This is a genomic window from Microbulbifer rhizosphaerae (assembly GCF_014191725.1).
Lineage (GTDB): Bacteria > Pseudomonadota > Gammaproteobacteria > Pseudomonadales > Cellvibrionaceae > Microbulbifer > Microbulbifer rhizosphaerae.
Map to the genome: position 1 here is coordinate 104462 of NZ_JACHWZ010000012.1, position 24555 is coordinate 129016.

Below are 24555 nucleotides of genomic sequence, written 5' to 3' on the forward strand. Positions count from 1 at the left end.
TTGCGCTGGAACAGGATGTCAAGCTCGGACTCGAATACCGGTGGTTTCCCCACGCCCCAAGGTGGCCCCAACAGAGAAATAATAGCTTGGCAATGAGTGCCGAAGCATCACTTTACCACCAGAACGGCGACGAGCGATTCAAGACAACTCTGTTCGTGCGTGGCGACAGTGCTGACGGCGAACGCAGCCACGGCGACCTTCGCGAACTTTACTGGCAGCACCTGGCCGATAACTGGGAGATGCGCCTGGGCATCGCCCGGGTCTTCTGGGGAGCGACGGAGTCGGTACATCGCGTGGATATCGTCAATCAAACAGATGCGGTGGAGGCGCCCGATGGAGAGGACAAACTGGGCCAACCCATGCTGCATTTCACCTATTATTTGGCGGACAGCAGCCTGGAATTCTTTTTGCTGCCCGGTTTCCGCGAACGAACCTTTCCCGGAGTAGAGGGTCGCCTGCGGGCAGAGCGCTCCGTGCTCGACGGCGCCGATTATCGAGCGGGAGCCAATCGCTCCCAATGGGATTACGCTCTGCGCTGGAGCGGTACTTGGCGGGATGTCGATGTGGGTCTGAGCTGGTTTGACGGCGTCAACCGGACACCGCGTTTCGAAGCGCGCAATGACGGCCTGGTCGCCATTTACGAACCACTGCAGCAGTTGGGCCTGGACCTGCAGGCGCCGCGGGGCAATTGGCTCTGGAAACTGGATGCGGTCTACCGGCACACCCCCGGCGAACACTACCTGAGTTACACCGGTGGTTTTGAGTACACCCGGGCAGGTATCGTGGGCACCAGCAGCGATCTCGGCTGGTTACTGGAATACAGCCACGACAGTCGCGGCGATAACAGCACGGAGCCTTACCAGCGCGATCTGTTCGCGGGCGTTCGCTGGTCATTCAACGATATTGCTGGCAGCAGTCTGCTATTGGGCATCAGCCAGGACTTTCAGGCCGGCGACAGTCGATATCTCACACTGGAGGGTGAGCGCCGCTGGAGCGACAACTGGAGTCTGGGCCTGGACCTATGGCTATTCGAAAGCGCCGGCGAAGCCGATCCATTTCACCCCTATACCCGGGACGATTTCCTTCAATTCACTGCGGAATATCACTTCTAATCGGGAGATTCTCATGGATTACAGTCTGATCAAAACCTTGCATATCAGCTTTGCAACCCTGAGCTTGGTGGGCTTTCTGCTACGTGGAGCCTGGATGTTTGCCAATTCTCGACTTCTATATCACCGGGCAACCCGCGTGCTGCCGCACTGCATTGACGCGGTCCTTATTGCCAGCGCCCTCACCCTGGCCACCCTGAGCGGCCAGTGGCCATTGCAGCAGCCTTGGCTAAGCGCCAAGGTGACTGCACTGCTGTGCTATGTAGCTCTGGGATGGTTGGCACTGCGAAGCGGCTACTACAAGCCGCTGCGCGCCGGAGCCTGGTTGGCCGGACTGGCGGTATTCACCTATATTGTTTCGGTGGCCAGCAGCCGTAATCCGCTGCCGTTCTGAGTGGCCCCTTTTCCGGGAACCGAACACTCCGAGCGTCATCTGCCCTTCACCAGATAGGCGATGGCCCGATCCAGCCCCTCCAGGGTCATCGGATACATCTGCCCGCCCACCAGCTGCCGGGTGAGTCCGATGGTGGGCGTGTACTGCCAGTATTCCTCACCCACCGGGTTGAGCCATACCAGCTTGCCGTAGGTGTCCGCCACCCTTTCCATCCAGGCCGCACCGGGCTCTTCGTTCATATGCTCCACGCTGCCGTAGGGGCTGGTGATCTCGTAGGGCGCCATGGAGGCGTCGCCGACAAAAATCACTCTGTAATCCTTACCGTAGGTGCGCAGTACTTCCAGCAGCGGGGTGGTCTCGCTATAGCGGCGCCGGTTGTCCTTCCACACATGTTCGTAGATGAAATTGTGGAAGTAAAAATACTCCAGGTGTTTGAACTCGGAGCGGCAGGCGGAGAAGAGTTCCTCGCACACCCGCACATAGGGGTCCATGGAGCCGCCCACGTCGAAGAAAATCAGCACCTTCACCGCGTTGTGCCGCTCCGGAACCATCCTGATATCCAGCAGGCCGGCGTTGCGTGCGGTCGAAGAAATGGTGTCGTCCAGGTCCAGCTCCTCCGCCGCACCAGTGCGCGCGAACTTGCGCAGTTTGCGCAGCGCCACCTGAATATTGCGCGTGCCCAGGGAAATACTGTCGTCCAGGTTGCGGAACTGGCGTTTCTGCCACACCTTCGCCGCCGAACGGTTGCGGCTGTTGCCGCCCACGCGAATGCCCTCGGGATGATAGCCGCTGTTGCCGAAAGGGCTGGTGCCGCCGGTGCCGATCCAGCGGTTGCCGCCGCTGTGGCGTTTTTTCTGTTCTTCCAGGCGCTTGCGGAATTCCTCCAGCAGCTTTTCCAGACCGCCCAGGCTTTCAATTTTGGCCTTTTCCTCCTCGTTCAACTGTTTGAGAAACTCCGCGCGAACCCACTCCTCGGGGATCATCTGCTCGAGAAGATCGTCGAGGGTTTCCAGGTCCTTGAAGTAGGCGTCGAAGGCGCGGTCGAACTTGTCGAAGTGCTTTTCGTCCTTGACCAAGCAGGTGCGGGAGAGAAAGTAGAATTCCTCGAGGTCCGCGAACGCCAGCCGCTGCTGCAGCGCTTCCAGCAGCGCCAGCAGTTCGGTGGTGGAAACTGGGAGCTTGTAGCGGCGCAGGTTCAGGAAAAAGCCAATCAGCATAATAATTTTCTATACAGCCGGTTAAATGCTGGTGCCCTGTGAGAGCCTACTTGCAGGCGAAAAGTTCGGAGCCCTGTAGCCTTTCGCCTGCAAGCAGGCTCCTACAGGGAGCTTCGGAAGTAAGTTAACGGTTCTCGCGGCGCGCCATAAAGGCCAGCCGTTCCAGCATATGCACATCCTGCTCGTTCTTGAGCAGGGCGCCATAGAGCGGCGGAATCGCGCTGCTACCGTCGCGGTTTTTCAGTACTTCCTCGGGAATATCATCGGCGAGCAGCAGTTTCAGCCAGTCGATCAACTCGGAGGTGGAAGGTTTTTTCTTCAGACCCGGTACTTCGCGCAGCTGGAAAAAGATATCCATCGCCTCCGCCACCAGCTGTCGCTTGATACCCGGGTAGTGCACGTCGACGATCTTGTGCATGGTGTCGCGGTCCGGGAAGCTGATGTAGTGGAAGAAGCAGCGGCGCAGGAAAGCGTCCGGCAGTTCCTTCTCGTTGTTGGAGGTGATGATCACCACAGGGCGGTGCCTGGCCTTTACCGTTTCGCCGGTCTCATAGACGAAGAACTCCATGCGGTCCAGTTCCACCAGCAGGTCGTTGGGAAACTCGATATCCGCCTTGTCGATCTCGTCGATCAGCAGCACTGCGCGCTCCTCCGCGGCGAAGGCATCCCACAACTTGCCGCGCTTGATGTAATTGCGGATATCGTGGACCTTGTCCACCCCCAGTTGGGAATCCCGCAGGCGCGATACCGCATCATACTCGTAGAGCCCCTGCTGGGCCTTGGTAGTGGATTTGATATGCCACTGGATCAGTTGGAGCCCCAGGCTCTGCGCCACCTCCTGCGCCAGCAACGTCTTGCCGGTGCCCGGCTCGCCCTTGATCAGCAACGGCCGCTGCAGCGCCACCGCCGCGCTCACCGCCATCTGCAGGTCTTCGGTGGCCACATAGCTGTCGGTGCCGGTAAATTTCATCGTCGATCCCCAGTATTTGCCCTGGGGCAAATACTAAGGGATAGAGGGAGGGGAGCCAAAGGCGGAATCGGTCAGGCTGAGTGACACTGGTGAAATGCTGGGCGGGCCTGCGGCAGGCAGTGGAACTCCGAGTTCCAGGAGGGAAGGCCGGGGCGTCAGGCCGCCGCCGTGCTGCGCCGGTGCACCACCTGGCGGCCCTTGTCGGTGATATACCAGCGAATGCCCAGGTGGCTGTGGATCTTGCCCACCATTTCCAGCACCACCAGGCTGTTGAGCGCCCGCGCCACTGAGTTGGTCTGCATACCGCTGTCCTGCACCATGCCCGCCAGGGAGCGGAATACGCAGCCACCGCCGTTGAGCAGGGCCAGCACCTGCAGGGCGTTGTCGTCCAGTTTGCGGATCTGGTTAAAGTCCAGAGTGGGCCCCTGCTCCGGATCGCCCTCTATCTCGTGCTCCAGCAGCGGCATCATCTCCAGCTGCATGGTGCGCAATTCCTGCTCCAGGTTCTCCACCCGCGCGCGGGCGATACTGGCATCGCGCAGCTGACGGCGCGCGGCGTTGAACACGAACATGCGGGAGGCGATGGCCGCCAGCAGGCAATAGCCGGTAAAGATCAGCAGTCGCGAGGGATCGCCCTGGATCTCGATCAGCAGGTCGCTCTGGGTGAACTTGAGAAAGATAGGCACCATCAATGCGCCGCACAGCCCCATGATCAGGCAGCGCGCAAGCCCGGCCGGGTCCTCCTCGGTAAACAGCATCTGGTAATAGTTCACCAGGCCGCCGAGAATCCCGGAAACCAGCATGACCGCGGTCAAAATAAGCAGATGGTCGAGCATCCGTGTTCCTCTGCCATGCACTGCCAACGCATCTGCTGGCACTTCTTCTAATGCGATTGGCCCCGGACTGGTGCCGGGGCCAGCTCTATAGATATAGCAGTTGGCGGGGAATCAAGTGCGGGCGGAAGGGGGAAAGGGCGCCTTTGGCCCAGCGATCAGTGCCCAGCTATCAATGAATGGTCATGGACCAATAGTCACTCACAGTGGGCAGCATCTCACTGTTCATTGAAAAAAGGGTCGTCTTCAAACTGTCGCCGCTGCTCGCGGCGGTGGCCCAAATATAAGGCTGCCAGCCCCCAGATCGCCAGCAGGGCGAGGGCGCCGCCGCCGGCGAAGACCAGGGTTGCCGTCACCTCCGGCGCCGCACCCTCCTCTTCGAACAGGGTCTGGTAGACAAACAACGGCAACACCGGCATCGGTGGGGTCTCCGGCGCGCCGGTTCGCGCTGGCGCCAGCAGCACCGTCGCACCCAGCAGCAGCAGCGAGTAGCGCAGCCAGGCCCAACTCCAGTTGCGCATAAACCACCAGCCAGCCGCCAGCAGCACCAGGGTCCCCCCGCCGTAGATCATCCAGGCAATTCGATACTCTTCCGCCATTCTCTTGTTTTCTTATCCAGTGGTTAATCGGTGTCGCCTATCCAGGTGACGATATGCTCCTCGAAATCGTCCGGGTGCACCAGCTCTTCGCTGATGACGCGGCCGCGCACGGAAATGCCCGCCTCGTGCACCGACTCCGAGCGCCCGGAGACCAGTGGGTGCCAGTCCGCCAGCGGCCGCCCCTCGGCCAGGGAGCGGTAGGCGCAGGTGGCGGGCAGCCAGTGGAAGTCGGTCACATCCCGCGCGCGCAGCTGAATGCAGTCCGGCACCCGGCGCTTTCGTCGCGGGTAATCGCTACAGCGGCAGGAATCCGTGTCCAGCAGCCGGCAGGCAATGCTGGTGGTGTGGATTTCGCCGGTATCCTCGTCTTCCAGACGGTGCAGGCAGCAGCGGCCACAGCGGTCGCAGAGGGATTCCCACTCCGCTTCGCTCATCTGCGCAAGGGCTTTGCGCTGCCAGAAAGGTGACTCGTTCACGGCGTTTTCAACGCTGCAACTTGCTGTTCTGTGCGGCGATAGCGCTCATTTCACTCTCGGCGGCGGGTGGCATCTGCAAATAATAGCCCCGCTCGCGGATTTCACTGAGCACCCTGGCAGCCTCGGCGCGGGCCAGCTTTCTCTCCGGGGTGAGCACCAGGGTCACCAGGTGCTTGGGCTCGCCAAAAAGCCCCAGCAGTTTTTCCGGCACCCGCCGGGTACCCTCGCGCTTGTCCACGTAGAGATACATTTCCTCTTCGCGCGGGCTGCGGTAGATATCACACAGGGTTTTCATTTCACAGCATCCTCTCGCGCAGCGCAAAGCGTGTCGAGCAGGGCCCGGCCGATCACCTGCTCGCGCCAGCCGCGCAGGCGACCCTGCAATTCCGGTTGCGGCGACTGTACCAGGTGTTCCAGCTCTTTCTTACGCACCAGTATTTCCACCGGCAGCGATTTCTCTTCGGCGATTTCACTCACCCGCTGGCGCAGCAGTTTCAGGTGCTCGCCCTCGCTGCGACTGAGAGGCTGCGGCAGCGACGGCGGCGGATCTTCGCGCCCGGCAGCGCGGTCGATTATCTGTAACAGCGTGTCACCCAACTGGCGCAGGGCGCGCCCTTCCAGCCCGGCCTGGGTCAGGCCGATGGTGTTGCCCGGCAGTTTCTGCGCCAGGTTCAGGCAGACGTGCTCCTTCAACAGGTGGTTGCGCGGCAGGTCCTGCAGGCGCGCCTCACGCTCGCGCCAGGCACAGATATCCTGCAGCGCGGCCAGTTGCATGCCGCGCAGGCGCCAGGCGCCCTTGACCTTTTGATAATAGAGTTCCGGCGGCGGCGGGTTGCGTGCAGCGGTCACCAGGGCAGCACAGTCCTCCTGCAGCCAATCCGTACGCCCCAACTCACGGAGACGTTTGACCAACACGCCGTACACCAGCGGCAGCCAGGCCACGTCCAGGGCGGCGTAGATTTTCTGGGCCTCGCTGAGCGGGCGCTGCAGCCAGTCGGAGCGGGTCTCGCTTTTGGGCAGTTCGATGTTGAGCAGCTGGCTCACCGTTGCCGCGTAACCGAGCCCGGCCTTCATGCCGGTGAGGGCGGCGGCGATCTGGGTATCGAAGATCGGGGCCGGCACCGCGCCCAGTAGCCGTTCAAGGGTTTCCAGGTCCTCGCTGCAGGAGTGCATGATCTTGGTCACCGAGGTGTCCAGCAACAGTTCGCGCAGCGGCTGAAGATCGTCGATGGCGAGGTTGTCGATCAGGTAACAGTGCTCGCCATCACCCACCTGCACCAGCGCCGGCTGCGGATAGAAGGTGCGGCTGCGCATAAATTCGGTGTCCAGGGCCACGGCATTCTGGCCGCGCCAGCGGGCACAGAGCTCCGCCAGCCGCTCGCTGCTGTCGATCCAGACGGGGGTCGTGTCGATTTCCATCAATGTCCTCAGCCGCCCGTATAAAAAGCTGTGCGGCTATTGAAAGCGTGGGCCAGGGTGCCGCCGTCGATATATTCCAGTTCACCGCCGATGGGCACACCGTGCGCGATACGGCTCACTGCCACACCGCAGGCGCGAGCGCGCTCGGCGATAAACTGGGCGGTGGCCTCTCCCTCAACCGTGGGATTGGTGGCGATAATCAGTTCTCCGACAGGTTCGTCCGCGAGGCGCCGTTCCAGAAGGTCGATACCGAGATCGGCGGGACCCACACCATCGATAGGCGACAGGTGGCCGTGCAGCACAAAATAGCGTCCGTGGTAGTTGCCCGCCTGTTCGATGGCGAGCACATCCGCCGGTGTTTCCACCACGCACAGGGATTTCTCGTCGCGCCGGCTATTGTTGCAGAGGCTGCAGACATCCTCTTCGGTCAGGGTTCGGCACAGGCCGCAGCGGCCGATTTTCTGCACCGCCAGCTCCAGGGTAGCGGCCAGCAGTCCGGCGGCGTCGCGGTCTTTCTCCAGCAGGTACATCGCCATGCGCTGCGCCGACTTGGGGCCCACGCCGGGGAGGCAGCGCAGCGCGCGTATCAGGTCTTCGATCAGGGGGCTAAACATATCGGAACAACAATCAAAAAGGGAACTTGAAGCCTTCCGGCAGATTGATACCGGAGGCCAGGCCCCCCAACTGCTCTTTTTGCAGCTGCCGGGTTTCCTCCTCGACACGGCGCACCGCGTCGTTGACCGCGGCAGCGAGGAGATCCTCCAGCATTTCCTTGTCTTCGCCGAGCAGGCCGGGATCTATCTCCACCCGGGTGACATCGTGGCGGCCGTTCATGGTGACCTTGACCATGCCGGCACCCGCCTCGCCACAGACCCGCAGCTCTTCGAGTTGCTGCTGCACCTTCTGCATCTTTTCCTGCATTTCGGCCTGCATCTTCTGGGCCTGCTGCATCAAATCGCCCAAACCTTTCATTGGCTTTGCTCACTTTCGAGTTCGTCGAGATATTCCACCGAATCCGGCACCAGTTCGGCACCCAGTTCAGCCTGCAGTTCCCCCACCAGCGGATCGCGGGCCAGCGCGTCGCGCGCCGCGGCGTCTCGGGCCTCGCGGGTGGCCGCCGCCAGGCGTGCGGGCGTGCCACCCTGCACTTCGCCCACCTGGATCTGCACCGATACCGGTTGCCCGAAAAAATCCCCCAGCAGGTCCGCCAGACGGCGCTGGTGATTTTCGTCATACAGGCTGCTGTAGGCCTGGTCCAGGGTGAAAGACAGGTTATTGTTCTGCCGGCCCACCAGTTCCAGGTGAAAGGCGATGGAGTGGAGAATGCCGCTGACGCCCAACTGGCTGTAAAGCGCCGGCCAGCTGCCGGGGGTAAGGGCGTCGAGGCGGGCCGCCGGTTTGTCAGAGTTCGGCGCTCGGTTTTCGGGACCCGGGACCCGGGACCCGGGCCCCTGGGGAGGCGGTGCGGGAGCGGTCTCCACCTCCTCCACCTGCCGGCGCAGTTGTTCTCGCAGGGTGGCTTTGGGGTCGGGATCGGGGCTCGGGACTCGATGTTCGGGACCTGGGAACGACGGCGTGGGGATTACCTCCGCCGCTTCCACTTGCCGACCCGGTTGTTCGGGTAAAGTAGCCCGATCCTCCCCGCCCTGTTGCACTGGCTCGGGACCAGGTTCAGGCGCGACGGCCGTCTCCGGCTGCTGTACGGCGACGACGATCTCCCGCTTCCCGGTTTCAGGCGGCACCGGCTCCTCCCGGGTCCCGATTTTCTCCTCAGGTGCAGGCGCTTCCACGACAGCCGCTTCCGGCTGCTGTACTTCGGCAGTAACCTCTCGCTCCCCAATCTCAGTCGGCGCGGCCTCCTCCCGGGTCCCGATCCTGGCCCTGGGCACATCCGCCACCCCCTGCGGCCGAAATGCCAGCATCCGCAACAGCGCCATCTCAAAGCCGCTCCTGGGGTCCGGTGCCAGGGGCAGATCGCGGCGGGCGAGCAGTGCCATCTGGTAGTAGAGCTGCACATTCTCCGGCGCCATGCCGGCGGCGTGCCGGCGCAACCGCTCGCCGTCGCCCAGCGCATTGTCCACGCATTCCGGCAGCACCTGGGCCACGGCGATGCGGTGCAGGCTGTTGGCCAGTTCCGCCAGTGCGGCACTGTAGTCCGGCGCCTGCTGGGCCAGCTCCTCCACCGCAGCGAACAGCGCCGGGGCGCTCTCTTCCGTCAGCGCCTCCAGCAGTTTCCACACCAGTCCGGTGTCGATGCTGCCGAGCATGGCGCGCACCTCCGCCTCGGCGATCACGCCGCCGCCGAAGGCGATGGCCTGATCGGCGAGACTCATGGCGTCGCGCATACTGCCGTCGGCGGCGCGCCCCAGGTGCCACAGAGCACCCTCCTCGAAGGGCACCATCTCCTGTTCCAGCACGAAGCGCAGGTGTCCCACCACCCGCTCCGGGCTCATGTTCTTGAGGTTGAATTGCAGGCAGCGGGACAGCACGGTCACAGGCAGCTTCTGCGGGTCGGTGGTGGCGAGCAGGAACTTGACGTGGGGCGGTGGCTCCTCCAGGGTCTTCAGCAGCGCGTTGAAGGAGCTGTTGGAGAGCATGTGTACTTCGTCGATCAGGTAGACCTTGTAGCGGCCCCTTGTAGGCGCGTACTGGACGTTCTCCAGCAGTTCGCGGGTATCCTCCACCTTGGTGCGCGAGGCCGCGTCCACCTCGATCAGGTCGACGAAGCGACCCTCGGCGATTTCCCTGCACGCGCCGCACTGGCCGCAGGGCTCTGAACTGACACCGCTCTCGCAGTTGAGGCACTTGGCCAGGATACGAGCGATGGTGGTCTTGCCCACACCCCGGGTACCGGCGAACAGGTAGGCGTGGTGCAGGCGGCCGTTGTCCAGGGCATTGATCAGCGCCCGGAGCACATGCTCCTGCCCCACCATCTCCCGGAATAATCGCGGCCGCCACTTGCGCGCCAGTACTTGATAACTCATCCAATCTCCAGCGCCCCGCCGGCGCCAAGTCCCATCGTTGAAAGGCGAGCCACATTATAACGGCATCGCCGTCGAGGCATAGCGCGAGTCTATCTATATAAGAATGAGCCTGTTTGGAGTCTCGCCCTGAGCTCTCCAAGCCGGAAGGGGGATAGCTCGCGCTCGTCGACAAACCGGGGCCTGTGTTATAACTGTGCGCCAGCCCGCAACATAACAAACACAGCGAGCGTAGTACGGGGTTCCATTGATCGATGAATAAAGCGCGAAAAACGCTTCTGGAAAGGCTGTTCGCCGAACACGGCCAGGCGCTGGTGCGCTTTGTGGCGCGCATCGTCCGCAGCACCGAAGATGCCGAGGACATCGCCCAGCACGCCTATCTCCGCCTGCAGAAGCTCAGCGACGAAAAAGAGCTGGACAACCCCCGCGCCTACCTCTACCAGATCGCCAACAATCTCGCCGTCGACCAGCTGCGCCGCGGCAAGCTGCATATGGAGTACGTCAGCCAACAGCTGCCCGCGGAGGGCGAGACCGTCGGCGACGACCACGCCGACCACCAATCCCCGGAGCGGGTGCTGGCCGCCAGGCAACAGTTGCAGTCAATCTACGACGCCATGGACAGCCTGCCCCTCAAGTGCCGCCAGGCTTTCCTTCTACACCGTACCCGCGGCCTCTCCTACAGCGAGATTGCCCACGAAATGAACACTTCGGTGAGCAGCGTGGAAAAGTATATCCTGCAGGCACTCAAGGTCTGTCGCCGACGCGTGGAGAGGGGGCACTGACTCGATGAATCTGTTCAATCCTTGTACACAAAAAGTGGCTGCCCATTGCCACCGACGCAGCTTTTCTCCCTCTCACCGCAAAAGATTTGCAGGAACGGGAAGAAGCGCACAGGCTTTGTGCACGCCGGTGCTGATTTTTCGCGAATTTACTTGAGGGGAAGGGCTGGTTGGCCGTCTCATCTCAGAGACCGGGCATCCAAGTACAAAAACAGAACTGAAAAAAAGATAAAAAATCAAATTTTGGCGTATAGTCAACAATTATTGCGCACGAGTGGCACCGCACGAAAAGAATCGCGCCAAATAAACCACTTTGCCAGAATGCCCCAGATTGGGGCGCAGCCTTAGGGCTTTGAACAACCAACAATTAGTTTGAATATAAGGTAAGAGCGGTGGACTCAACGGGCGTACAAAAGGTGCCAAATGAAGGGGTGCCAAATGAAGACAGGCTGGATCAGGCATGTGCCTGGATCGCCCGCCTGCGCTCGGATACCCTGAACTCCACCGACAGGCGCGAGTTTACCGCCTGGATGGCGCAGTCCCCCGACAACCGCCGCGCCTTTGACGAGATGTCCGAGCTGTGGGGAGATCTGGGCGCCCTCGCCCACCTGCCTGTCGATGAACTCTTTCCCGAAAGCGCTCCCCGCCCTCGTGCAGGCCACAGTGACAACAACGCTGCCGCCGACGGCACGGCGGTCTGGAATCTTCCCCAGTGGCTGATGGGCGGCGGCTTAGCCGCCGCTTGCCTGGCAGTCGCCCTGTGGGTGGGCAACCAGTGGCTGGCTGGCAACAGTGATTTCCGCCAGCAGACCTACGTCACAGCGGTGGGCGAGACCCGCACCGTGGCCCTCGCCGATGGCTCCCAGGTCCAGCTCAATACCAACACCGAACTGCGCGTCTCCTTCAGCCGAGAAGAGCGTCGCGCCCAGCTGTTGCGGGGCGAGGCCTACTTCGAGGTGGCGCGGCAGACCGCGCGCCCCTTCAGCGTCGCCGCGGGCAGAGCCAATATTCGTGTGCTCGGCACCAAGTTCAACGTGGAGCGCAATCCCGGCAATACCCGGGTTTCCGTCACCGGCGGCACCGTAGCGGTCAGCGAGGCGCAGGCCGCCAGCGGCCTGCGGCCGGAGTCGGTCAAGCTGAAAAGGAACCAGAAAGTCAGCGTTTCCGCCGTCGGCATCGGCCAGGTCGGCAATACCTCCGCCGACGAGGCGCTGGACTGGACCCGCGGGGTCCTGGTGTTCGATCGCACCCCGCTGGCAGAGGCACTTGAAGAACTCAACCGCTACCTGACGGTTCCCGCCGTCGCTGATGCCAGCGTGCGGGATCGCCCCCTGTCCGGCACTTTCGAACTGTCCGACCCGGACAACACCCTTACGGCCATCGCCGCCGCACTGGATCTGCAACAGGATCACAGTGACCCTAACCTGACTCTCTTGTCACCCAAGCGCAACTGAGTTATAAACCCGCTTGGGCGGTCATTTCTTATACACCCCCCGCGTCACAACAACACAGCAGAAGAATGAACGCCCCTCCCCCAGGGGTTGGGCAACCGCACAGACAATATAGGCATCCACTTGAAGATCCGGCACTGGGCCACACTGTCGCTGGCGACCGTCATGGGGCTTTCCCATGGGGCACTTGCCGGCTGCCCTAAGTCCGGCGTCCACCTGCCAGGAGGCAGTCTTGAGCAGGTACTGATTGCACTGGGCCGCGAATGCCGGATCTCGGTACTGGTACAGGCTTCCTCGGCAACCAGTTTCAAGCTCCCGGAACAGACCCTGGAAACCGCTGCCGGCGATTTCGAGCCGGCACTGCAGGCACTGCTGCGGGATTCTCCGTTTACCTATCACCGCCATGGGCCCGCGGCCGTTGCCGTGGTGCCACGGGATACTCCCCCGGAAGAGACCGGGGGCGACGATCTGCCCGCCCAGACCGAGGAGATCACCGTCACCGGCAGCAGCCTTACCGGCAGCCACCTGCGTCATCTGCAACTGGACAGCTATGCCCCTATCGACGTACTGGCCCAGCCGGAACTGGAAATCACCGGGGCACAGACGGTAGCCCAACTGCTCAAATTCCTGCCGGCGGTCTCCGGCAACTCCACCAGCACGTCGGTGAGCAACGGCGGCAACGGCACCGCCACCGTCACCTTGCGCGGCCTGCCCGCCAGCAACACCCTGGTGCTGATCAACGGTCGGCGCATCGTCAGCAACGGTTTCGGCGGCGAAGCGGCTGACCTGAATACCATTCCACTCTCCGCGGTTGAGCGCGTAGAGATCCTCAAGGACGGCGCTTCGGCGGTCTACGGTTCCGATGCCATTGCCGGTGTGGTCAACATCATTCTGCGGCGCAACTTCGACGGCCTCTCGGTAAACAGTTACTTCGGCGAGGCCAAGCGCGGCGATCAGCAGACTGGCTCCCACTCTATGACCTGGGGCAAGACCGGCGACCGCGGCCACCTGATGCTTAGCCTCTCGCGTTACCGCCAGGGAGTGCTGATGAGCCGCGACCGCGAACTCTCGGAATCGGCGGACAACCGCTCCCGCGGCGGCACCGATCTGCGCTCGGCGGCATCGCCGGCGGGCTATATCGCCCTCGGCAGCGGCGAAGTGGTCACCAACACCGCGGCCGGCGGCTACCGCACCTGGAGCCAGGAGGACCGCTACGACTACCGCGGGTACACCTCGGCGGTGGTCCCCTCCAGGCGCGACTCCGCCTACCTGGCAGGCGACCTGGACCTGGACGACCAAGTGGAACTCTTCGTGGAGGCCATGGGTATCCGCACCCGCGCACAAACCACCATGGCTCCCACGCCGGTATTCACCCGCTTCGACAACGGCGACCTGGCCATCGCCGCGGACAGTCCCCACAACCCCTTCGGGGAGGAAATCACCGACGTGCGCAAGCGGATACTGGAGCTGGGCCCGCGCACCCAGGAAAACCGCACCGAGACCTGGCGCTTCAACTCCGGCCTCAAGGGCAACTGGGACAGCTGGCAGTGGGAACTGACCGCGGCCACGCACTACACGCGCGCCTCCGAGATCCTGAACGGCCTTATCGACCCCACCAGGCTCTCCATGGGGCTGAAGGGCCCCGGCCAATGCAACGCGGACAGCGGTTGCGTGCCGGTGAACCTGCTGGGCCCAAGCGGCAGCATAGACGATGCGCAACTGGACTTTATCCGCGCCGAGAGCGAGGTGGATGGCGCCAGCCGCATGGTTTCGCTGACCTATGTGGCGGACGGGATCGTAGGCAGTTCCGGCACCGGGGAGATCCTCGCCGCAGCCGGCGTGGAGCTTCGCCGCGAGGCGATCGACTTCAAGTCCACCGACGCCATGGGCCTGTCCTTTATCGGCAGCAACGTCTCCGGAGCCGCGGAGGGGGAGCGCATAATCGGCGAGGTGTTCGCGGAAATCTCCCTGCCGTTGGCGGCGGACAAACTGTGGCTCGACGGCGCAATACGCTATTCCGACTACAGCGATTTCGGCAACACCGCCAACCCCAAACTCGCCCTGCGCTGGCGTCCCTGGCCCTCGCTGATGGTCCGTGCCAGTTACGCCACCGGCTTCAAGGCGCCCACCCTGATCGACATGAACCAGACCGGCTACCAGAGCCAGGAATTCCTCTTCGACCCCTGCACCCGCAACGACGCCAACACCCTGCCCGGCTGCCGCGGCCAGGCGGACGGCGCGCGCATCCAGTACCTCACCGAGTTCGGCGGCAATGCGGAACTGGAGCCGGAGACCTCCGACAACCGCTCCCTGGGACTGGTGTGGACCCCGGCACAGCTCAAAGGCTTCAGCGCAACCCTGGACATGTTCGATATCCGCCAGAACGACGTGATCGATACCAGCCCCCAGTACCTGATCGACCAGAATGCCAGGGAGGCGCTGTTCGCCGACCGGGTACTGCGGGACGAGCGCGGTGATATCATCAAAATAGTGGCCAGGCGGCTGAATATCGGCGCCCGCGAAGTACGCGGCCTGGACCTGGCGATGCGCTATGAATACCTCTCCGAGGATATCGGCCAGCTCCGCTGGTCGCTCAACGCCAGTCATATACAGCGCTACCTGGATCAGCCGGCGCCCGGCAGCCCCACCGAGGATCTGGCAGGCACCTTCGTCGACCCCGCCAGCGGCGGCGCCGGCTCCCTGCCGAAGTGGAAGGCCAACACCGGCGTTTACTGGAGCAAGGGGCGCTGGGAGGGCGGCTACACCATTCACCATGTGGGCGCCCTGGAGGAGTCCTTCACTATCGATGAGCAGCGGGTCACCCGCCGTATCGACAGTTGGTCCAGCCACGACCTGCAGTTGGCCTACTCCCTGCCCGTCGGGCTTCGTCTCGCAGCGGGTATCGACAACCTGCTCGACCAGGCACCCCCTTTTGCCGCCACCGCCTTCAACGACAACTACGACGGCCGCACCTACGATCTCAGCGGTCGTTACTGGTACACCACCCTCGCCTATAGCTTTTAGCGTCGGTGCCCACGGCGCACGAGAACGGCCACATCGAGAGAGCCTGGAATGAGCACTTCAGTTAAAGCCAAATCCCTCACTTTCGACGAACACACCATGTGGGTCGAACTCGATGACGGCCGCTCCCTCGGCGTTCCCCTCGCCTGGTTTCCCCGCCTCCTGCACGCCACCCCCGAGCAACTCGCGGATTATCGTATCAGCTACTCCGGCAACGGCCTTCACTGGGACCAACTGGATGAAGACATTTCCGTCGAAGGCCTGCTGGCCGGGCGCCGCGATATGACCCAACACCAAGGCAAAGTCGCCTGATCCAAAACACCGGCGAGACACACTGGTCACCAGCAATCTTCCGCCTGAAGACAGAACTCTTTGAAATTCCCCAACCGAAGTCGCGGGCCGTTTGACTTCCGATACAAACTCCTTACACTTGGTAAGGATTTCTATCTATCCGCGGAACCGTCCAATGAGCACAGCAACAGTGACCAGCAAAGGCCAGATCACCATTCCGGCCGCGATCCGCTCCGACCTCCACATAGGGCCGGGAGATCGAGTCGAATTTGTACGTGTGGGCGATGGACGTTACGAGGTCGTGGCCGCAACCCGGGATGTCACCGAGCTGCGGGGCATAGTCCACGCCGGAAAGCCGGTCTCCGTGGAAGAAATGAATCGGGCAATCAGGAAACGGGCGAGCGGCCAATGATCGGCCTGGATACCAACATCATCGTGAGATACCTCACCCAGGATGATCCAGAACAGTCGAAAACAGCGACTCGCCTGATCGAGACACAACTCAGCGCCACCAAACCGGGATTCATCACCATGGTTACATTGGTCGAGGTCTCCTGGGTGCTGGAGAGCTGCTACAACCTGGCCAAGGCGGAAGTCGTCCACATTCTGCAGGGCATACTGGCCACCAAGCAATTCCTGGTGGAGCGAGCAGATCTGGCGTACCTTGCACTCAAGCATTGCGCGTCCGCGCGAACCGATTTCAGCGACACTCTGATTGCAACCGTGTGCAGCGAACACAATTGTACAAAGGTCCTCACCTTCGACAAAAAGGCGCGCGGGAGCGGAATGGAGCTGTTATAGCTGTACATTACTCCCATCTTGCCCCCCCGCTGAGACTTCAGGCGATACCGGAAGGGCCCGCCATGCTGATCACCGTCGACCACCGCGAGCAGTCACCGGCCCTCTTGGACGAACTGCGCAGGCAAAACATCTGTATAGAGCGCGCGCCGCTGCCTCTCGGGGATTACCGCGTGGGCGATCAGCTGCTGTTCGAACGCAAAACCGCCACCGACCTGCGTCTTTCCCTCGCGGACGGCCGCCTGTTCGACCAGGCGCGCCGCCTCTACCATTGGCGCGCACAGCAGCCTGACCGTCGCGTCGCGCTCATTGTCGAAGGGCGCGTGCAGCCGCCGGGCGCTGGCCAGCGGGAAAGGCGTATCCTTCAGGGTGCACTGGTGAAGATCGCCCTCCTCTGGGACATTCCGCTGTTGCGTACACTGCTGCCTGAGGAGAGCGCCAGGGTGATGCTCTACGCGGCCCGCCAGCACGAGCGAGGCAAATTGCAGGCACCGCTGCCCGCGCTCTCCTGCCCCAATGAAACGCTGGGCACCCGGGCCGGGGATAAGCACCTGGTGCAGCGCCGGCTACTGCAATCGCTCCCAGGCATAGGACCGCGCCGGGCCAGGGCGCTGCTCGCCCGCTTCGGCAGCATAGCCGCGATAATGAACGCGGAGGAAAGCGAGCTGGCCACAGTGGAAAACCTCGGCCGGGAACTGGCGCGACGAATCCGCTGGCTGGTAAGCGAAGCGCCGGGGATCTATCGGGTGACAAAGAGGAAAGGTGAGAATCAGCGGGCCTCCAGTCGCCCCAACAGATCTTGCGGGGCTGCCCATAGAGCCAGCTAGCGTTGTAGGAGCCTGCTTGCAGGCGAACGGTGCGGGCAACAAGTTCAATACTTGTCATCCATGGCGCTGCATTATCGAGTTCGATCTGGCTCCCCGACCTCAGCGGTCGGATCATTCGCATACTCAGTCAGCAACACGACCGTTTCCGGGAAAGCACTGGCCAGTCTCTTGTCCATGGTCACCATGGGAGCCCTCAGGCTCGCTGCCAACGCCACAAACTCGCAATCGTAGGCCGAGCAACTGCTTTTGTTTACAAGAGACAGTACATCCAGAGATGTGACCTCATATTCATTCCCGCTCAGAAGATCCTCCATCTCCGCCTGCACAGCGAGGGCCTCCTCGAAACTGACCAGAGACTTGCGTATATAGAGCGCCAGGACATTGCGAAACTCGCTGCGCCAAAGCGCAGGTGCAACCCATTCCGACTCCCTCAGCAACAACTGTTCAGCCTGGGGCGTATAAGGTGAAGGCAACGCCAAATAGGTGATGACATTGGTGTCGGCAACAATCACGGCCTCCCCCTTTCAATGGCCTTCCGGATTTCCTCGACTGAAACGGCATCGGAGTCGAATCGCGGGCGTTTACTCCGCAATCTGACCAAACGTTCCTCTGGAGTTACCTTCCTGGGGACAAGCACCAGTTCCAAACAACTGATCAACTCGCTGTTGATGGAGCGGTGATGCGCTTGCGCAGATTCCTTCAAGCGCCCATATAGATCGTCTGGAATATTCTTAAGCGTTACAGTAGCCATAGCCACACCTCCATACACAATGGAACCATTATGGTTCCACCCTGGATGAAACACAAACAAGGCTTGTGGCCACCAGTTTGACGCTTAACGTTATTCGATATACTCCGGATGGCCCAGCAGATGTGGCCATCGAGGATTACCACCGAGGAGGTAAATATGTTCAACAGCGGCATGCGCCCCATCCACCCGGGCGAAATCCTGCGCGAGGACCACCTGGTCCCGCTGGGCATAAGCGCCAATGCACTGGCAAAGGCGCTGCATGTGCCGGCGCCGCGCATCAACGACATAGTTAGGGAGAGGCGCGGCATAACCGCGGATACGGCCATGCGTCTGGCCCGCTACTTCGATACCACCCCACAGCTCTGGATGACTCTGCAAGCCGAATACGACCTGCGGGTCGCACAGATCGAGCAAGCGGATCAAATCGCCAGGGAAGTGGCCCCTCGCCAAGTGGCGTGACCCCGGCCTCAAGGCCGCTGGGGCGGACCCAGGAGAAGATGGAAGACCTCCCGAGGCATCCGACGCCCGGAACCGGCAACTCCCTAAGCCAATACTATCGAGTCAAAACTTCCCTCCCCTGTGGGAGCCAGCCTTGCTGGCGAATAGGGGGCAGCAAAACGGGCTCTGAACTACGACGCCATAGGCCGTTTCTTCTACGGCATCGTGACTCCCCGGTTCTAGCCCCCTCAGGTCCTTCCCACCCCGAACGGGGCGTCCTTTCCTCGCACTCCCAAGTTGATCAAAAAACACACAAAACCAACCTCCCAAACCTGACATTGCGAAGTTAAGGAAAAAAAATGCGATTTTTTTGAGGGAACCATCGTGCCACCCGTCAATAGCTGTGTTGGGAGGGAAGTGGCTACTTGGGGGTAGCCGCTTCTAAACATCGCCATTCAAGGCAAACACTATAAATCCAACGATCAAGAGAGGATTTACAATGAAAAAGAACATCCTGTCTGTTGCTGTGAAAGGGGCCCTGGGCCTGACCGCAGCCGCAGTAATGGTTCCGGCCATGCCCGCTTTTGCGCAGGAAGATGCGACTCTGGTGGAAGAGGTTGTGGTTACCGGTTCGCGTATCAAACGCACTAACTTCGACGAAGCTGCTCAAGTTGTGAGCATGGACCGCGCTGACATCGAAGCTCTGGGCAATCTGATGATCGCAGACACCCTGCGCTCGACTCCCCTAAACTCTCTGGGCTCTTTCAACGAGCGCTCAGGTAGCTCAGCTCAATCCAACGCCACCGTTGACCTGCGCGGTCTCGGTTCTCAGCGCAGCCTGGTAATGATCAACGGCCGTCGTATGCCCGGTTCTCCGAACCTGGGCGCTGCGTCGATCAACCTGAACATGATTCCGATGGCCGCCGTTGAACGTATCGATATTCTGGCTGATGGCGCCTCTGCTGTTTACGGTTCTGACGCGGTTGCCGGTGTTGTGAACATGGTAATGCGTGAAAACTTCGATGGCGTAGAATTCTCCGCTCGTCGCGGTGACCGCTCCGAAGACGACGGTATTGAAGAGTCTTTCAGCTTCGTAACCGGTATCACCGGTGAGCGCGGCAATATTACCTTCGCTGCCGAATACAACCGTCGCGACCCGATCTTCGACGGCGATCGCGAATACACAGCTGCCTGGATTCGCGACGACGGTGACGGCCGTCTGGACGCCTATAACGACACCGATGGCTGGTCCTACTATGGCAAGACCATCGAAATCTATGACCCGACTACCGACTACTATGACATTCAGGCAGCCACCAGCTGCGCCAGTGACCCAGTATTTATGGAGACCGGTGCAGCGGCATTCGGTGAAGCGGATGGCACCCTGTGTGCCTACCCCTACGCCAACGTCTCTGCGAACAAAGCTGAGCTGAAGCGCGCCAACACCTTTCTGAGCGCCAACTACGAAATCTCCGACAACGTCGAACTCTTCACCAACGCTCTGTTCTCCAAGGTGGACTCTTTCGGTCGCTACGCGCCGCCCGCTGCTTCCTGGGACAACATGCCGGCTGACTACTCTGACGTACCGTTCGATGTAGATGCTCTGCTGGCAGACGGCTCCATTACCGAAGACTATGAAATCACCGGTTACTATCGCTGGACCAATATCGGCCCCCGCGACAACGTCGTAACCGACACCCAGTACGACCTGACTCTGGGCTTCCGCGGTGACATCACCGACAGCGTCAGCTACGAAACCTACGTACAGCGCGGTCGTTACGAATCCAAAGAACTCGGCTACTACTACCTGTCATACCCGGGTCTCGATTACGTAATGGAGCAAGGTATCGATCCGTTCTCTCCGGAAGGTGCAGGAGCCATGCGCGCCACTACTACCCAGGACAATTACACCGCCATGTCCAAAGTTTACGGCCACATGCAGTTTAATGCTGGTGACTACTTTGGCGCCGGCGAAACCATCGTCCTGGCGGGTGCCGAGGCTTACGAAATCGAGTACGCCAACAGGTATGACTCCGCCTCTGAAGCCGGCTTGGTCGGCGGCAGCTCGGGCAACTCCTCCGGCGGTGACCGCGACGTAGCTGCAGTATTCGCCGAAGCCGTGATTCCGGTCACAGATAAGATCGAAATGAATGCTGCGGTTCGCTACGACAACTACAGCGATTTCGGCTCCAACGTTGCACCGTCTCTGTCTGCCACTTACAACGTGACCGACAGCCTGACTCTGCGCGCGCGCGCCGGTAAAGGCTTCCGCGCTCCGGCTCTGGACGAACTCTACGGTCCGTCCGCCTTCTCCGCTGAAGATGCAACTGATCCAACTACCGGCTTGTCCCGTCAGTGGGATACCTACTACTCCACCAACGAAGATCTGGATGCGGAAACCTCCACTTCCCTGTCCATCGGTGGTAACTGGGAGTTTGTTGACGGCTGGACTCTGGACCTGGGCTTTTGGAATGTTGAAGTTGAAGACGTAATCCTGCAGCCAACCGCTCAGAGCATCTTCTATGCCCTGGCTGCCGGCATAGAACTGGATCCGGCTTCAGGTATCTACACTACCGGTACCGGCGCTCAGACTGAGTTCTTCTCTCAAACCACCAACGCCGGCGTACTGGACGTGACTGGAGTCGACATCAAAGTTGACGGCAGCTTTGACACTGCAATTGGCATGCTGAGCCTAGGCACCCTGGTAAGCCATCAGCTTTCCTATGAAACTGATGCCTACTACCAGGGGCCGGTTCAGGACGTAGCTACTTTCAACTTGTACCCGGATCTGCGTGGTCAGTTCGTGTTCGGCTGGAGCATGGGTATGCACGCAGTTGACCTGACCGTTGATTACATCTCCACTCACGATGAGTTCACCGATGTAACCGACAGCGGCGAGCTGTTCAAGAGCGGTAAAGACCTGGATTCCTGGACTACCCTGAATCTGGCATACCGTCTCAGCACCGACTCTTTCGGTTCCATCAAGGTTGGCGCTCGCAACCTGACCAACGAAGAGCCGGTAATGGATAAAGACGGCAAGTTCGCACGTGACCACTACGACCTGTACGATGCTACCGGTCGCATGGTTTATGCCGAGTACACAATGAGCTTCTGATGAAGCGAAAATATTCTTAAGCTTTCTTAAGAAAGGGAAAGGGCCAACTTTGTTGGCCCTTTTTTGTTAAATAGGTATTGACCATGAATCAAAAACACTGGAATGATTTTTGGAACCAGGGTTTTATTACAACTTTTGGAGAAACCCTACCCACAAATTACACTGGCAATCTTCGGAATTTTTGGGAAGAGGTATTCCTGTCATTAGAGAACCACTGCAAGATTCTCGATGTGGCCACCGGAAACGGGGCCATAGCCAGTATTGCTGCAGATAAAATCTCCCGTTCTAATAAAGACGTGTCGATTTATGCCGCTGATGCAGCAGTTATTTCCGAAAGTGTTAAGCAACTACCCTTAAAAACTAAAGAACTGCGCAAATCTATCAATTTCTTCAGCAACACCCCTTGTGAGTCCCTTCCTTTTTCGCAAGAGCACTTTGACCTTGTTACATCTCAGTTCGGCATCGAATACAGCGACTGGAACCTGTCACTGAAAGAAATTTTCCGCGTCCTAAAGACTGGAGCATCGGCGCACTTTGTCTGCCACCACGAGAAATCCTCAATAGTCGCACCCTCTATGTCTGAAGCCTCAATCTACGAATCCGCCATGAAGAAGTACAGAATATTCGATGCGGCAATTGGATTCATTCAAATTATCGCCACTACCGGATGCCCGACGAACCAACAGGCTTCGACGCAACTCAATAAAACGATTAATGATTTTCGCCTGGAGTTCAGCGGAAACCAACTCTGCAGCTCGCTGATCGCGGAAATCGCTGAACCAATGAAACGACTGCGCGCGATTGGTACGGAAAGAGTACTGACCCAGCTCAAAAGTAGAAAAGCCGAATTTGAATCAGCTCACGCCCGCCTATTAGATATGAAAAATGCCGCACTTAATGATACGGACATTAAGAATGTTCTTGCAAAAAGTCGTGAGATAGGTTTTTCCTCAGCCGATTCGCTCAACTTCAACAACCAATTAGGATTGATAGGCATTCATTTACATTTGGTGAAGTAATAGGCTGATGTATTGATTGCCAAAAAATCCTTCACAACAGACTAGCAATCCGTCGGACTTAGGTCATAGCGAGCGTCTCGAACCACGCAAGGAGTCCGTCGCGTTTTTTCTATAACTCCATTCTCATGGTGATTAATGAAAAAAAACGATCACACTAGCTGTAGTGGTCGCAAGCAGATGCTCGATCCATTGTTGGATTTTTTCATTTCGCCACAAATGCCTATCTTCCCACCTCCGAATAAGGCGGGAAGAACACCTTATTAAGAACAACATCTGCCGGCCGAAATTCAGGCGCAACTGCAGACTGCCTGGCAGGAAGCCCATGACGCCTGGGTCGCCAACGGCAGCAATCCGGAAGACGAAGAATCCCCCTTCCCCAGCGAAAGTTGGCAGGCGGGCTTTGAAGACATGCGCATTCGCCCGGTTGCCGGCGGCACCCGCGACTACGAGCAGGAAACGGATACTTATCGCTTCCTCGCCGGCCTTCGCGGCGACCTAGCCAACAGCTGGAGCTGGGACGCATTCGCCAGCTACGGCAAAAACGAAGGCGAAAACGTGATCGCCAACGCCTATAGCAAGAGCAAGCTGCAGGAGATCCTCAATGGCACCGCGGGCATCGAGCCGGTATTTGCCGGCGGCATGAGCCCCGAGGTGATCGACTATATGCGTTACGCCGACAGGGAAGACAACGAGTACGAACTGGAAAACTATGGCGTCTCTCTTACTGGAGACATAGATGCTGTCCAGTTCCAGGGCGGCGCCCTGGGTTTTGCAGCGGGCGTGGAGTACCGCAAAGAGTCCGGTGAGTTCAATCCCAGCGTGGAAACCCAAAGTGGCGACACCTTTGGCAACCAGCAGGAAGCCACCGAAGGGGACTACTCTGTAACCGAGGTGTTTGCCGAATTCAACCTGCCTATTCTGGCCGGTGCCAAGTATGCGGAAGAATTGTCCGCTGACCTTGCGGTTCGCTATTCCGACTTCGACACCTTCGGCGGCGAAACCACCGGTAAAGTAGGCTTAGTCTACGCTCCGATCGAAGACCTGCGCTTCCGCGCCAGTGCTTCCACCTCCTTCCGCGCTCCAGGTATTTACGAACTCTTCAGTGGCACCGCACAGAGCTACGAGTACCTGATCGACCCCTGTGACACCAGCGAGAGCAACGAGGAAGGCCAGGGCGCAAACTGCGGCATGGTAGGCCCGGGCTTCACCCAGAGCGGCAGCCAGGTTCCCACCAATATCGGCGGCAATCCGAACCTGGACGCGGAAGAGGCCGAGTCCTACACCTTCGGCATCGTCTGGACTCCGGCTTTTGTCGAAGACCTGTCCATCACTCTGGACTACTTCGATATTCAGGTTGAAAACGCCATCACCTCTCCGGACCTGCAGCGTATGCTGGACGACTGCTACCGCGATGGCATCGAGACTGCTTGTGCCGCGATCACCCGCGGTGCCGGAGGCCAGGTCACCAACTTGGAAGGCGCAAAGATGAATATCGGTGAAATCAGCACCCGCGGTGTGGACCTCGATATCATCAACAACCTGCATTTCAATGCCGGACAGTTGGCCTTGCGTCTGCAGGCGTCCCGCCTGCTGGAGTATGACGAATACAACGAGCAGACTGACCAGACCTGGGACAAGCTGGGCTATGTGGGGACTTCCAGCGAGATGTACGTGAAATGGCGCGGCCTCGCCGGTGTCACCTGGTTCGCGGACAGCTGGAGCCTGGGCCTGGATGTCCGCCATCTGAGTGACGGCGAGACCTCCTACCGGGAAGTGCCCTCGCACACCTACCTGGACCTTCACGCGGGCTGGGACGTAAGCGACGCACTGCGGCTGACCGCCGGTGTTGACAACCTGGCCGACCGCGAGCCCACCGATGGCTCAGGTTCCGGCGACTGGAACAGCACCCTGGACTACAAAGGCCGCTACGCCTGGGCCGGAGTCAGCTACCAGTTCTAAAAAGGACCTGGCAAGCAAAAATGAGGGGCGCCGATCGGCGCCCCTTTTTTTCGCCTGCAGGGCAGGCTCCCACAGAGTTGGTTCCCTCCCGAATTGGCTTCAGATTCA

25 protein-coding genes are annotated in these 24555 nt (G+C 60.2%); 13 read left to right on the top strand and 12 right to left on the bottom strand.

Annotated features, from left to right (window positions below):
* Positions 1 to 92 precede the first annotated feature (92 nt).
* The gene (locus tag FHS09_RS13610) at positions 93 to 1112 is read left to right on the top strand and encodes a hypothetical protein (RefSeq protein WP_183460787.1); all 1020 of its coding nucleotides are present in this window, start codon (positions 93 to 95) and stop codon (positions 1110 to 1112) included.
* Positions 1113 to 1125: 13 nt separating this feature from the next.
* Positions 1126 to 1503: a SirB2 family protein gene (locus FHS09_RS13615; protein ID WP_183460789.1), complete on the top strand. Its 378-nt coding sequence runs from the start codon at positions 1126 to 1128 to the stop codon at positions 1501 to 1503.
* Positions 1504 to 1538: 35 nt separating this feature from the next.
* Here the strand turns inward: FHS09_RS13615 and FHS09_RS13620 are convergent, their stop codons facing one another.
* The 10 genes from FHS09_RS13620 to dnaX form a co-directional block, all read right to left on the bottom strand.
* Positions 1539 to 2720: a vWA domain-containing protein gene (locus FHS09_RS13620; protein ID WP_183460791.1), complete on the bottom strand. Its 1182-nt coding sequence runs from the start codon at positions 2718 to 2720 to the stop codon at positions 1539 to 1541.
* A 124-nt stretch (positions 2721 to 2844) separates the two neighbouring features.
* On the bottom strand, positions 2845 to 3690 hold the full coding sequence (locus tag FHS09_RS13625; protein WP_183460793.1) for an AAA family ATPase: 846 nt from the start codon (positions 3688 to 3690) through the stop codon (positions 2845 to 2847).
* A gap of 155 nt (positions 3691 to 3845) precedes the next feature.
* Complete coding sequence (locus tag FHS09_RS13630) at positions 3846 to 4526, bottom strand: YEATS-associated helix-containing protein (RefSeq protein WP_183460795.1); 681 nt, start codon at positions 4524 to 4526, stop codon at positions 3846 to 3848.
* A 215-nt stretch (positions 4527 to 4741) separates the two neighbouring features.
* Positions 4742 to 5122, bottom strand: coding sequence for a hypothetical protein (locus FHS09_RS13635; RefSeq protein ID WP_183460797.1), 381 nt, complete (start codon positions 5120 to 5122; stop codon positions 4742 to 4744).
* 23 nt (positions 5123 to 5145) lie between these two features.
* Positions 5146 to 5598, bottom strand: coding sequence for a YcgN family cysteine cluster protein (locus FHS09_RS13640; RefSeq protein ID WP_343057485.1), 453 nt, complete (start codon positions 5596 to 5598; stop codon positions 5146 to 5148).
* A 7-nt stretch (positions 5599 to 5605) separates the two neighbouring features.
* Positions 5606 to 5893, bottom strand: coding sequence for a YcgL domain-containing protein (locus tag FHS09_RS13645; protein WP_183460800.1), 288 nt, complete (start codon positions 5891 to 5893; stop codon positions 5606 to 5608).
* The gene (gene rnd, locus FHS09_RS13650; protein ID WP_183460802.1) at positions 5890 to 7017 is read right to left on the bottom strand and encodes a ribonuclease D; all 1128 of its coding nucleotides are present in this window, start codon (positions 7015 to 7017) and stop codon (positions 5890 to 5892) included. Before rnd ends, FHS09_RS13645 begins: the two co-directional genes overlap by 4 nt.
* 8 nt (positions 7018 to 7025) lie before the next feature.
* On the bottom strand, positions 7026 to 7631 hold the full coding sequence (gene recR, locus FHS09_RS13655) for a recombination mediator RecR (RefSeq protein ID WP_183460804.1): 606 nt from the start codon (positions 7629 to 7631) through the stop codon (positions 7026 to 7028).
* Between the two features lie 13 nt (positions 7632 to 7644).
* Complete coding sequence (locus FHS09_RS13660; RefSeq protein ID WP_183460806.1) at positions 7645 to 7989, bottom strand: YbaB/EbfC family nucleoid-associated protein; 345 nt, start codon at positions 7987 to 7989, stop codon at positions 7645 to 7647.
* Positions 7986 to 10001 (bottom strand): DNA polymerase III subunit gamma/tau, encoded by a 2016-nt coding sequence (gene dnaX / locus FHS09_RS13665; RefSeq protein WP_183460808.1) that lies wholly within the window; start codon positions 9999 to 10001, stop codon positions 7986 to 7988. Before dnaX ends, FHS09_RS13660 begins: the two co-directional genes overlap by 4 nt.
* Positions 10002 to 10252: 251 nt before the next feature.
* On the opposite strand from dnaX, the gene FHS09_RS13670 reads away from it, so the two are divergent.
* The 7 genes from FHS09_RS13670 (at position 10253) to FHS09_RS13700 (ending at position 17165) form a co-directional block, all read left to right on the top strand.
* Positions 10253 to 10780: an RNA polymerase sigma factor gene (locus FHS09_RS13670; RefSeq protein WP_183460810.1), complete on the top strand. Its 528-nt coding sequence runs from the start codon at positions 10253 to 10255 to the stop codon at positions 10778 to 10780.
* 428 nt (positions 10781 to 11208) lie between these two features.
* On the top strand, positions 11209 to 12231 hold the full coding sequence (locus FHS09_RS13675) for a FecR family protein (RefSeq protein ID WP_343057486.1): 1023 nt from the start codon (positions 11209 to 11211) through the stop codon (positions 12229 to 12231).
* A 120-nt stretch (positions 12232 to 12351) separates the two neighbouring features.
* The gene (locus FHS09_RS13680) at positions 12352 to 15252 is read left to right on the top strand and encodes a TonB-dependent receptor (protein ID WP_246395018.1); all 2901 of its coding nucleotides are present in this window, start codon (positions 12352 to 12354) and stop codon (positions 15250 to 15252) included.
* A gap of 48 nt (positions 15253 to 15300) precedes the next feature.
* Positions 15301 to 15561, top strand: a complete 261-nt coding sequence (locus FHS09_RS13685; protein WP_183460814.1) for a DUF2442 domain-containing protein — start codon at positions 15301 to 15303, stop codon at positions 15559 to 15561.
* 154 nt (positions 15562 to 15715) lie between these two features.
* A complete protein-coding gene (locus tag FHS09_RS13690) occupies positions 15716 to 15952 on the top strand; it encodes an AbrB/MazE/SpoVT family DNA-binding domain-containing protein (RefSeq protein ID WP_183460816.1) in 237 nt (78 codons plus the stop codon).
* On the top strand, positions 15949 to 16341 hold the full coding sequence (locus FHS09_RS13695) for a type II toxin-antitoxin system VapC family toxin (protein ID WP_183460818.1): 393 nt from the start codon (positions 15949 to 15951) through the stop codon (positions 16339 to 16341). Before FHS09_RS13690 ends, FHS09_RS13695 begins: the two co-directional genes overlap by 4 nt.
* Positions 16342 to 16403: 62 nt before the next feature.
* Positions 16404 to 17165, top strand: coding sequence for an ERCC4 domain-containing protein (locus tag FHS09_RS13700; RefSeq protein WP_183460820.1), 762 nt, complete (start codon positions 16404 to 16406; stop codon positions 17163 to 17165).
* 71 nt (positions 17166 to 17236) lie between these two features.
* Here FHS09_RS13700 and FHS09_RS13705 read toward each other — a convergent pair whose 3' ends face one another.
* Together FHS09_RS13705 and FHS09_RS23410 are read right to left on the bottom strand one after the other, a co-directional pair.
* Positions 17237 to 17677 carry a PIN domain-containing protein gene (locus tag FHS09_RS13705; RefSeq protein ID WP_183460822.1) on the bottom strand — a complete coding sequence of 147 codons (441 nt, stop codon included), beginning with the start codon at positions 17675 to 17677 and terminating at the stop codon, positions 17237 to 17239.
* The gene (locus tag FHS09_RS23410) at positions 17674 to 17916 is read right to left on the bottom strand and encodes a FitA-like ribbon-helix-helix domain-containing protein (RefSeq protein ID WP_183460825.1); all 243 of its coding nucleotides are present in this window, start codon (positions 17914 to 17916) and stop codon (positions 17674 to 17676) included. The genes FHS09_RS13705 and FHS09_RS23410 overlap by 4 nt, the downstream gene beginning before the upstream one ends.
* Before the next feature lie 156 nt (positions 17917 to 18072).
* On the opposite strand from FHS09_RS23410, the gene FHS09_RS13715 reads away from it, so the two are divergent.
* From FHS09_RS13715 to FHS09_RS13730, 4 genes are all read left to right on the top strand, one after another.
* Positions 18073 to 18375 (top strand): HigA family addiction module antitoxin, encoded by a 303-nt coding sequence (locus tag FHS09_RS13715; RefSeq protein ID WP_183460827.1) that lies wholly within the window; start codon positions 18073 to 18075, stop codon positions 18373 to 18375.
* Between the two features lie 478 nt (positions 18376 to 18853).
* Positions 18854 to 21469: a TonB-dependent receptor plug domain-containing protein gene (locus FHS09_RS13720; RefSeq protein WP_183460828.1), complete on the top strand. Its 2616-nt coding sequence runs from the start codon at positions 18854 to 18856 to the stop codon at positions 21467 to 21469.
* An 83-nt stretch (positions 21470 to 21552) separates the two neighbouring features.
* Complete coding sequence (locus tag FHS09_RS13725; protein WP_183460830.1) at positions 21553 to 22488, top strand: class I SAM-dependent methyltransferase; 936 nt, start codon at positions 21553 to 21555, stop codon at positions 22486 to 22488.
* Between the two features lie 408 nt (positions 22489 to 22896).
* On the top strand, positions 22897 to 24447 hold the full coding sequence (locus tag FHS09_RS13730; protein ID WP_246395020.1) for a TonB-dependent receptor: 1551 nt from the start codon (positions 22897 to 22899) through the stop codon (positions 24445 to 24447).
* Positions 24448 to 24555 lie beyond the last annotated feature (108 nt).

Bases quoted from the DNA above. Each gene is read 5' to 3' on its own strand.
- FHS09_RS13635 (WP_183460797.1), bottom strand. From the start codon at position 5,122: ATGGCGGAAGAGTATCGAATTGCCTGGATGATCTACGGCGGGGGGACC.
- FHS09_RS13615 (WP_183460789.1), top strand. From the start codon at position 1,126: ATGGATTACAGTCTGATCAAAACCTTGCATATCAGCTTTGCAACCCTG.
- FHS09_RS13685 (WP_183460814.1), top strand. From the start codon at position 15,301: ATGAGCACTTCAGTTAAAGCCAAATCCCTCACTTTCGACGAACACACC.
- FHS09_RS13690 (WP_183460816.1), top strand. From the start codon at position 15,716: ATGAGCACAGCAACAGTGACCAGCAAAGGCCAGATCACCATTCCGGCC.
- rnd (WP_183460802.1), bottom strand. From the start codon at position 7,017: ATGGAAATCGACACGACCCCCGTCTGGATCGACAGCAGCGAGCGGCTG.
- FHS09_RS13625 (WP_183460793.1), bottom strand. From the start codon at position 3,690: ATGAAATTTACCGGCACCGACAGCTATGTGGCCACCGAAGACCTGCAG.
- FHS09_RS13645 (WP_183460800.1), bottom strand. From the start codon at position 5,893: ATGAAAACCCTGTGTGATATCTACCGCAGCCCGCGCGAAGAGGAAATG.
- FHS09_RS13695 (WP_183460818.1), top strand. From the start codon at position 15,949: ATGATCGGCCTGGATACCAACATCATCGTGAGATACCTCACCCAGGAT.
- FHS09_RS13700 (WP_183460820.1), top strand. From the start codon at position 16,404: ATGCTGATCACCGTCGACCACCGCGAGCAGTCACCGGCCCTCTTGGAC.
- FHS09_RS13660 (WP_183460806.1), bottom strand. From the start codon at position 7,989: ATGAAAGGTTTGGGCGATTTGATGCAGCAGGCCCAGAAGATGCAGGCC.
- dnaX (WP_183460808.1), bottom strand. From the start codon at position 10,001: ATGAGTTATCAAGTACTGGCGCGCAAGTGGCGGCCGCGATTATTCCGG.
- FHS09_RS13715 (WP_183460827.1), top strand. From the start codon at position 18,073: ATGTTCAACAGCGGCATGCGCCCCATCCACCCGGGCGAAATCCTGCGC.
- FHS09_RS13610 (WP_183460787.1), top strand. From the start codon at position 93: ATGAGTGCCGAAGCATCACTTTACCACCAGAACGGCGACGAGCGATTC.
- FHS09_RS13725 (WP_183460830.1), top strand. From the start codon at position 21,553: ATGAATCAAAAACACTGGAATGATTTTTGGAACCAGGGTTTTATTACA.
- FHS09_RS13670 (WP_183460810.1), top strand. From the start codon at position 10,253: ATGAATAAAGCGCGAAAAACGCTTCTGGAAAGGCTGTTCGCCGAACAC.
- FHS09_RS13620 (WP_183460791.1), bottom strand. From the start codon at position 2,720: ATGCTGATTGGCTTTTTCCTGAACCTGCGCCGCTACAAGCTCCCAGTT.
- FHS09_RS13720 (WP_183460828.1), top strand. From the start codon at position 18,854: ATGAAAAAGAACATCCTGTCTGTTGCTGTGAAAGGGGCCCTGGGCCTG.
- FHS09_RS23410 (WP_183460825.1), bottom strand. From the start codon at position 17,916: ATGGCTACTGTAACGCTTAAGAATATTCCAGACGATCTATATGGGCGC.
- recR (WP_183460804.1), bottom strand. From the start codon at position 7,631: ATGTTTAGCCCCCTGATCGAAGACCTGATACGCGCGCTGCGCTGCCTC.
- FHS09_RS13730 (WP_246395020.1), top strand. From the start codon at position 22,897: ATGCGCATTCGCCCGGTTGCCGGCGGCACCCGCGACTACGAGCAGGAA.
- FHS09_RS13630 (WP_183460795.1), bottom strand. From the start codon at position 4,526: ATGCTCGACCATCTGCTTATTTTGACCGCGGTCATGCTGGTTTCCGGG.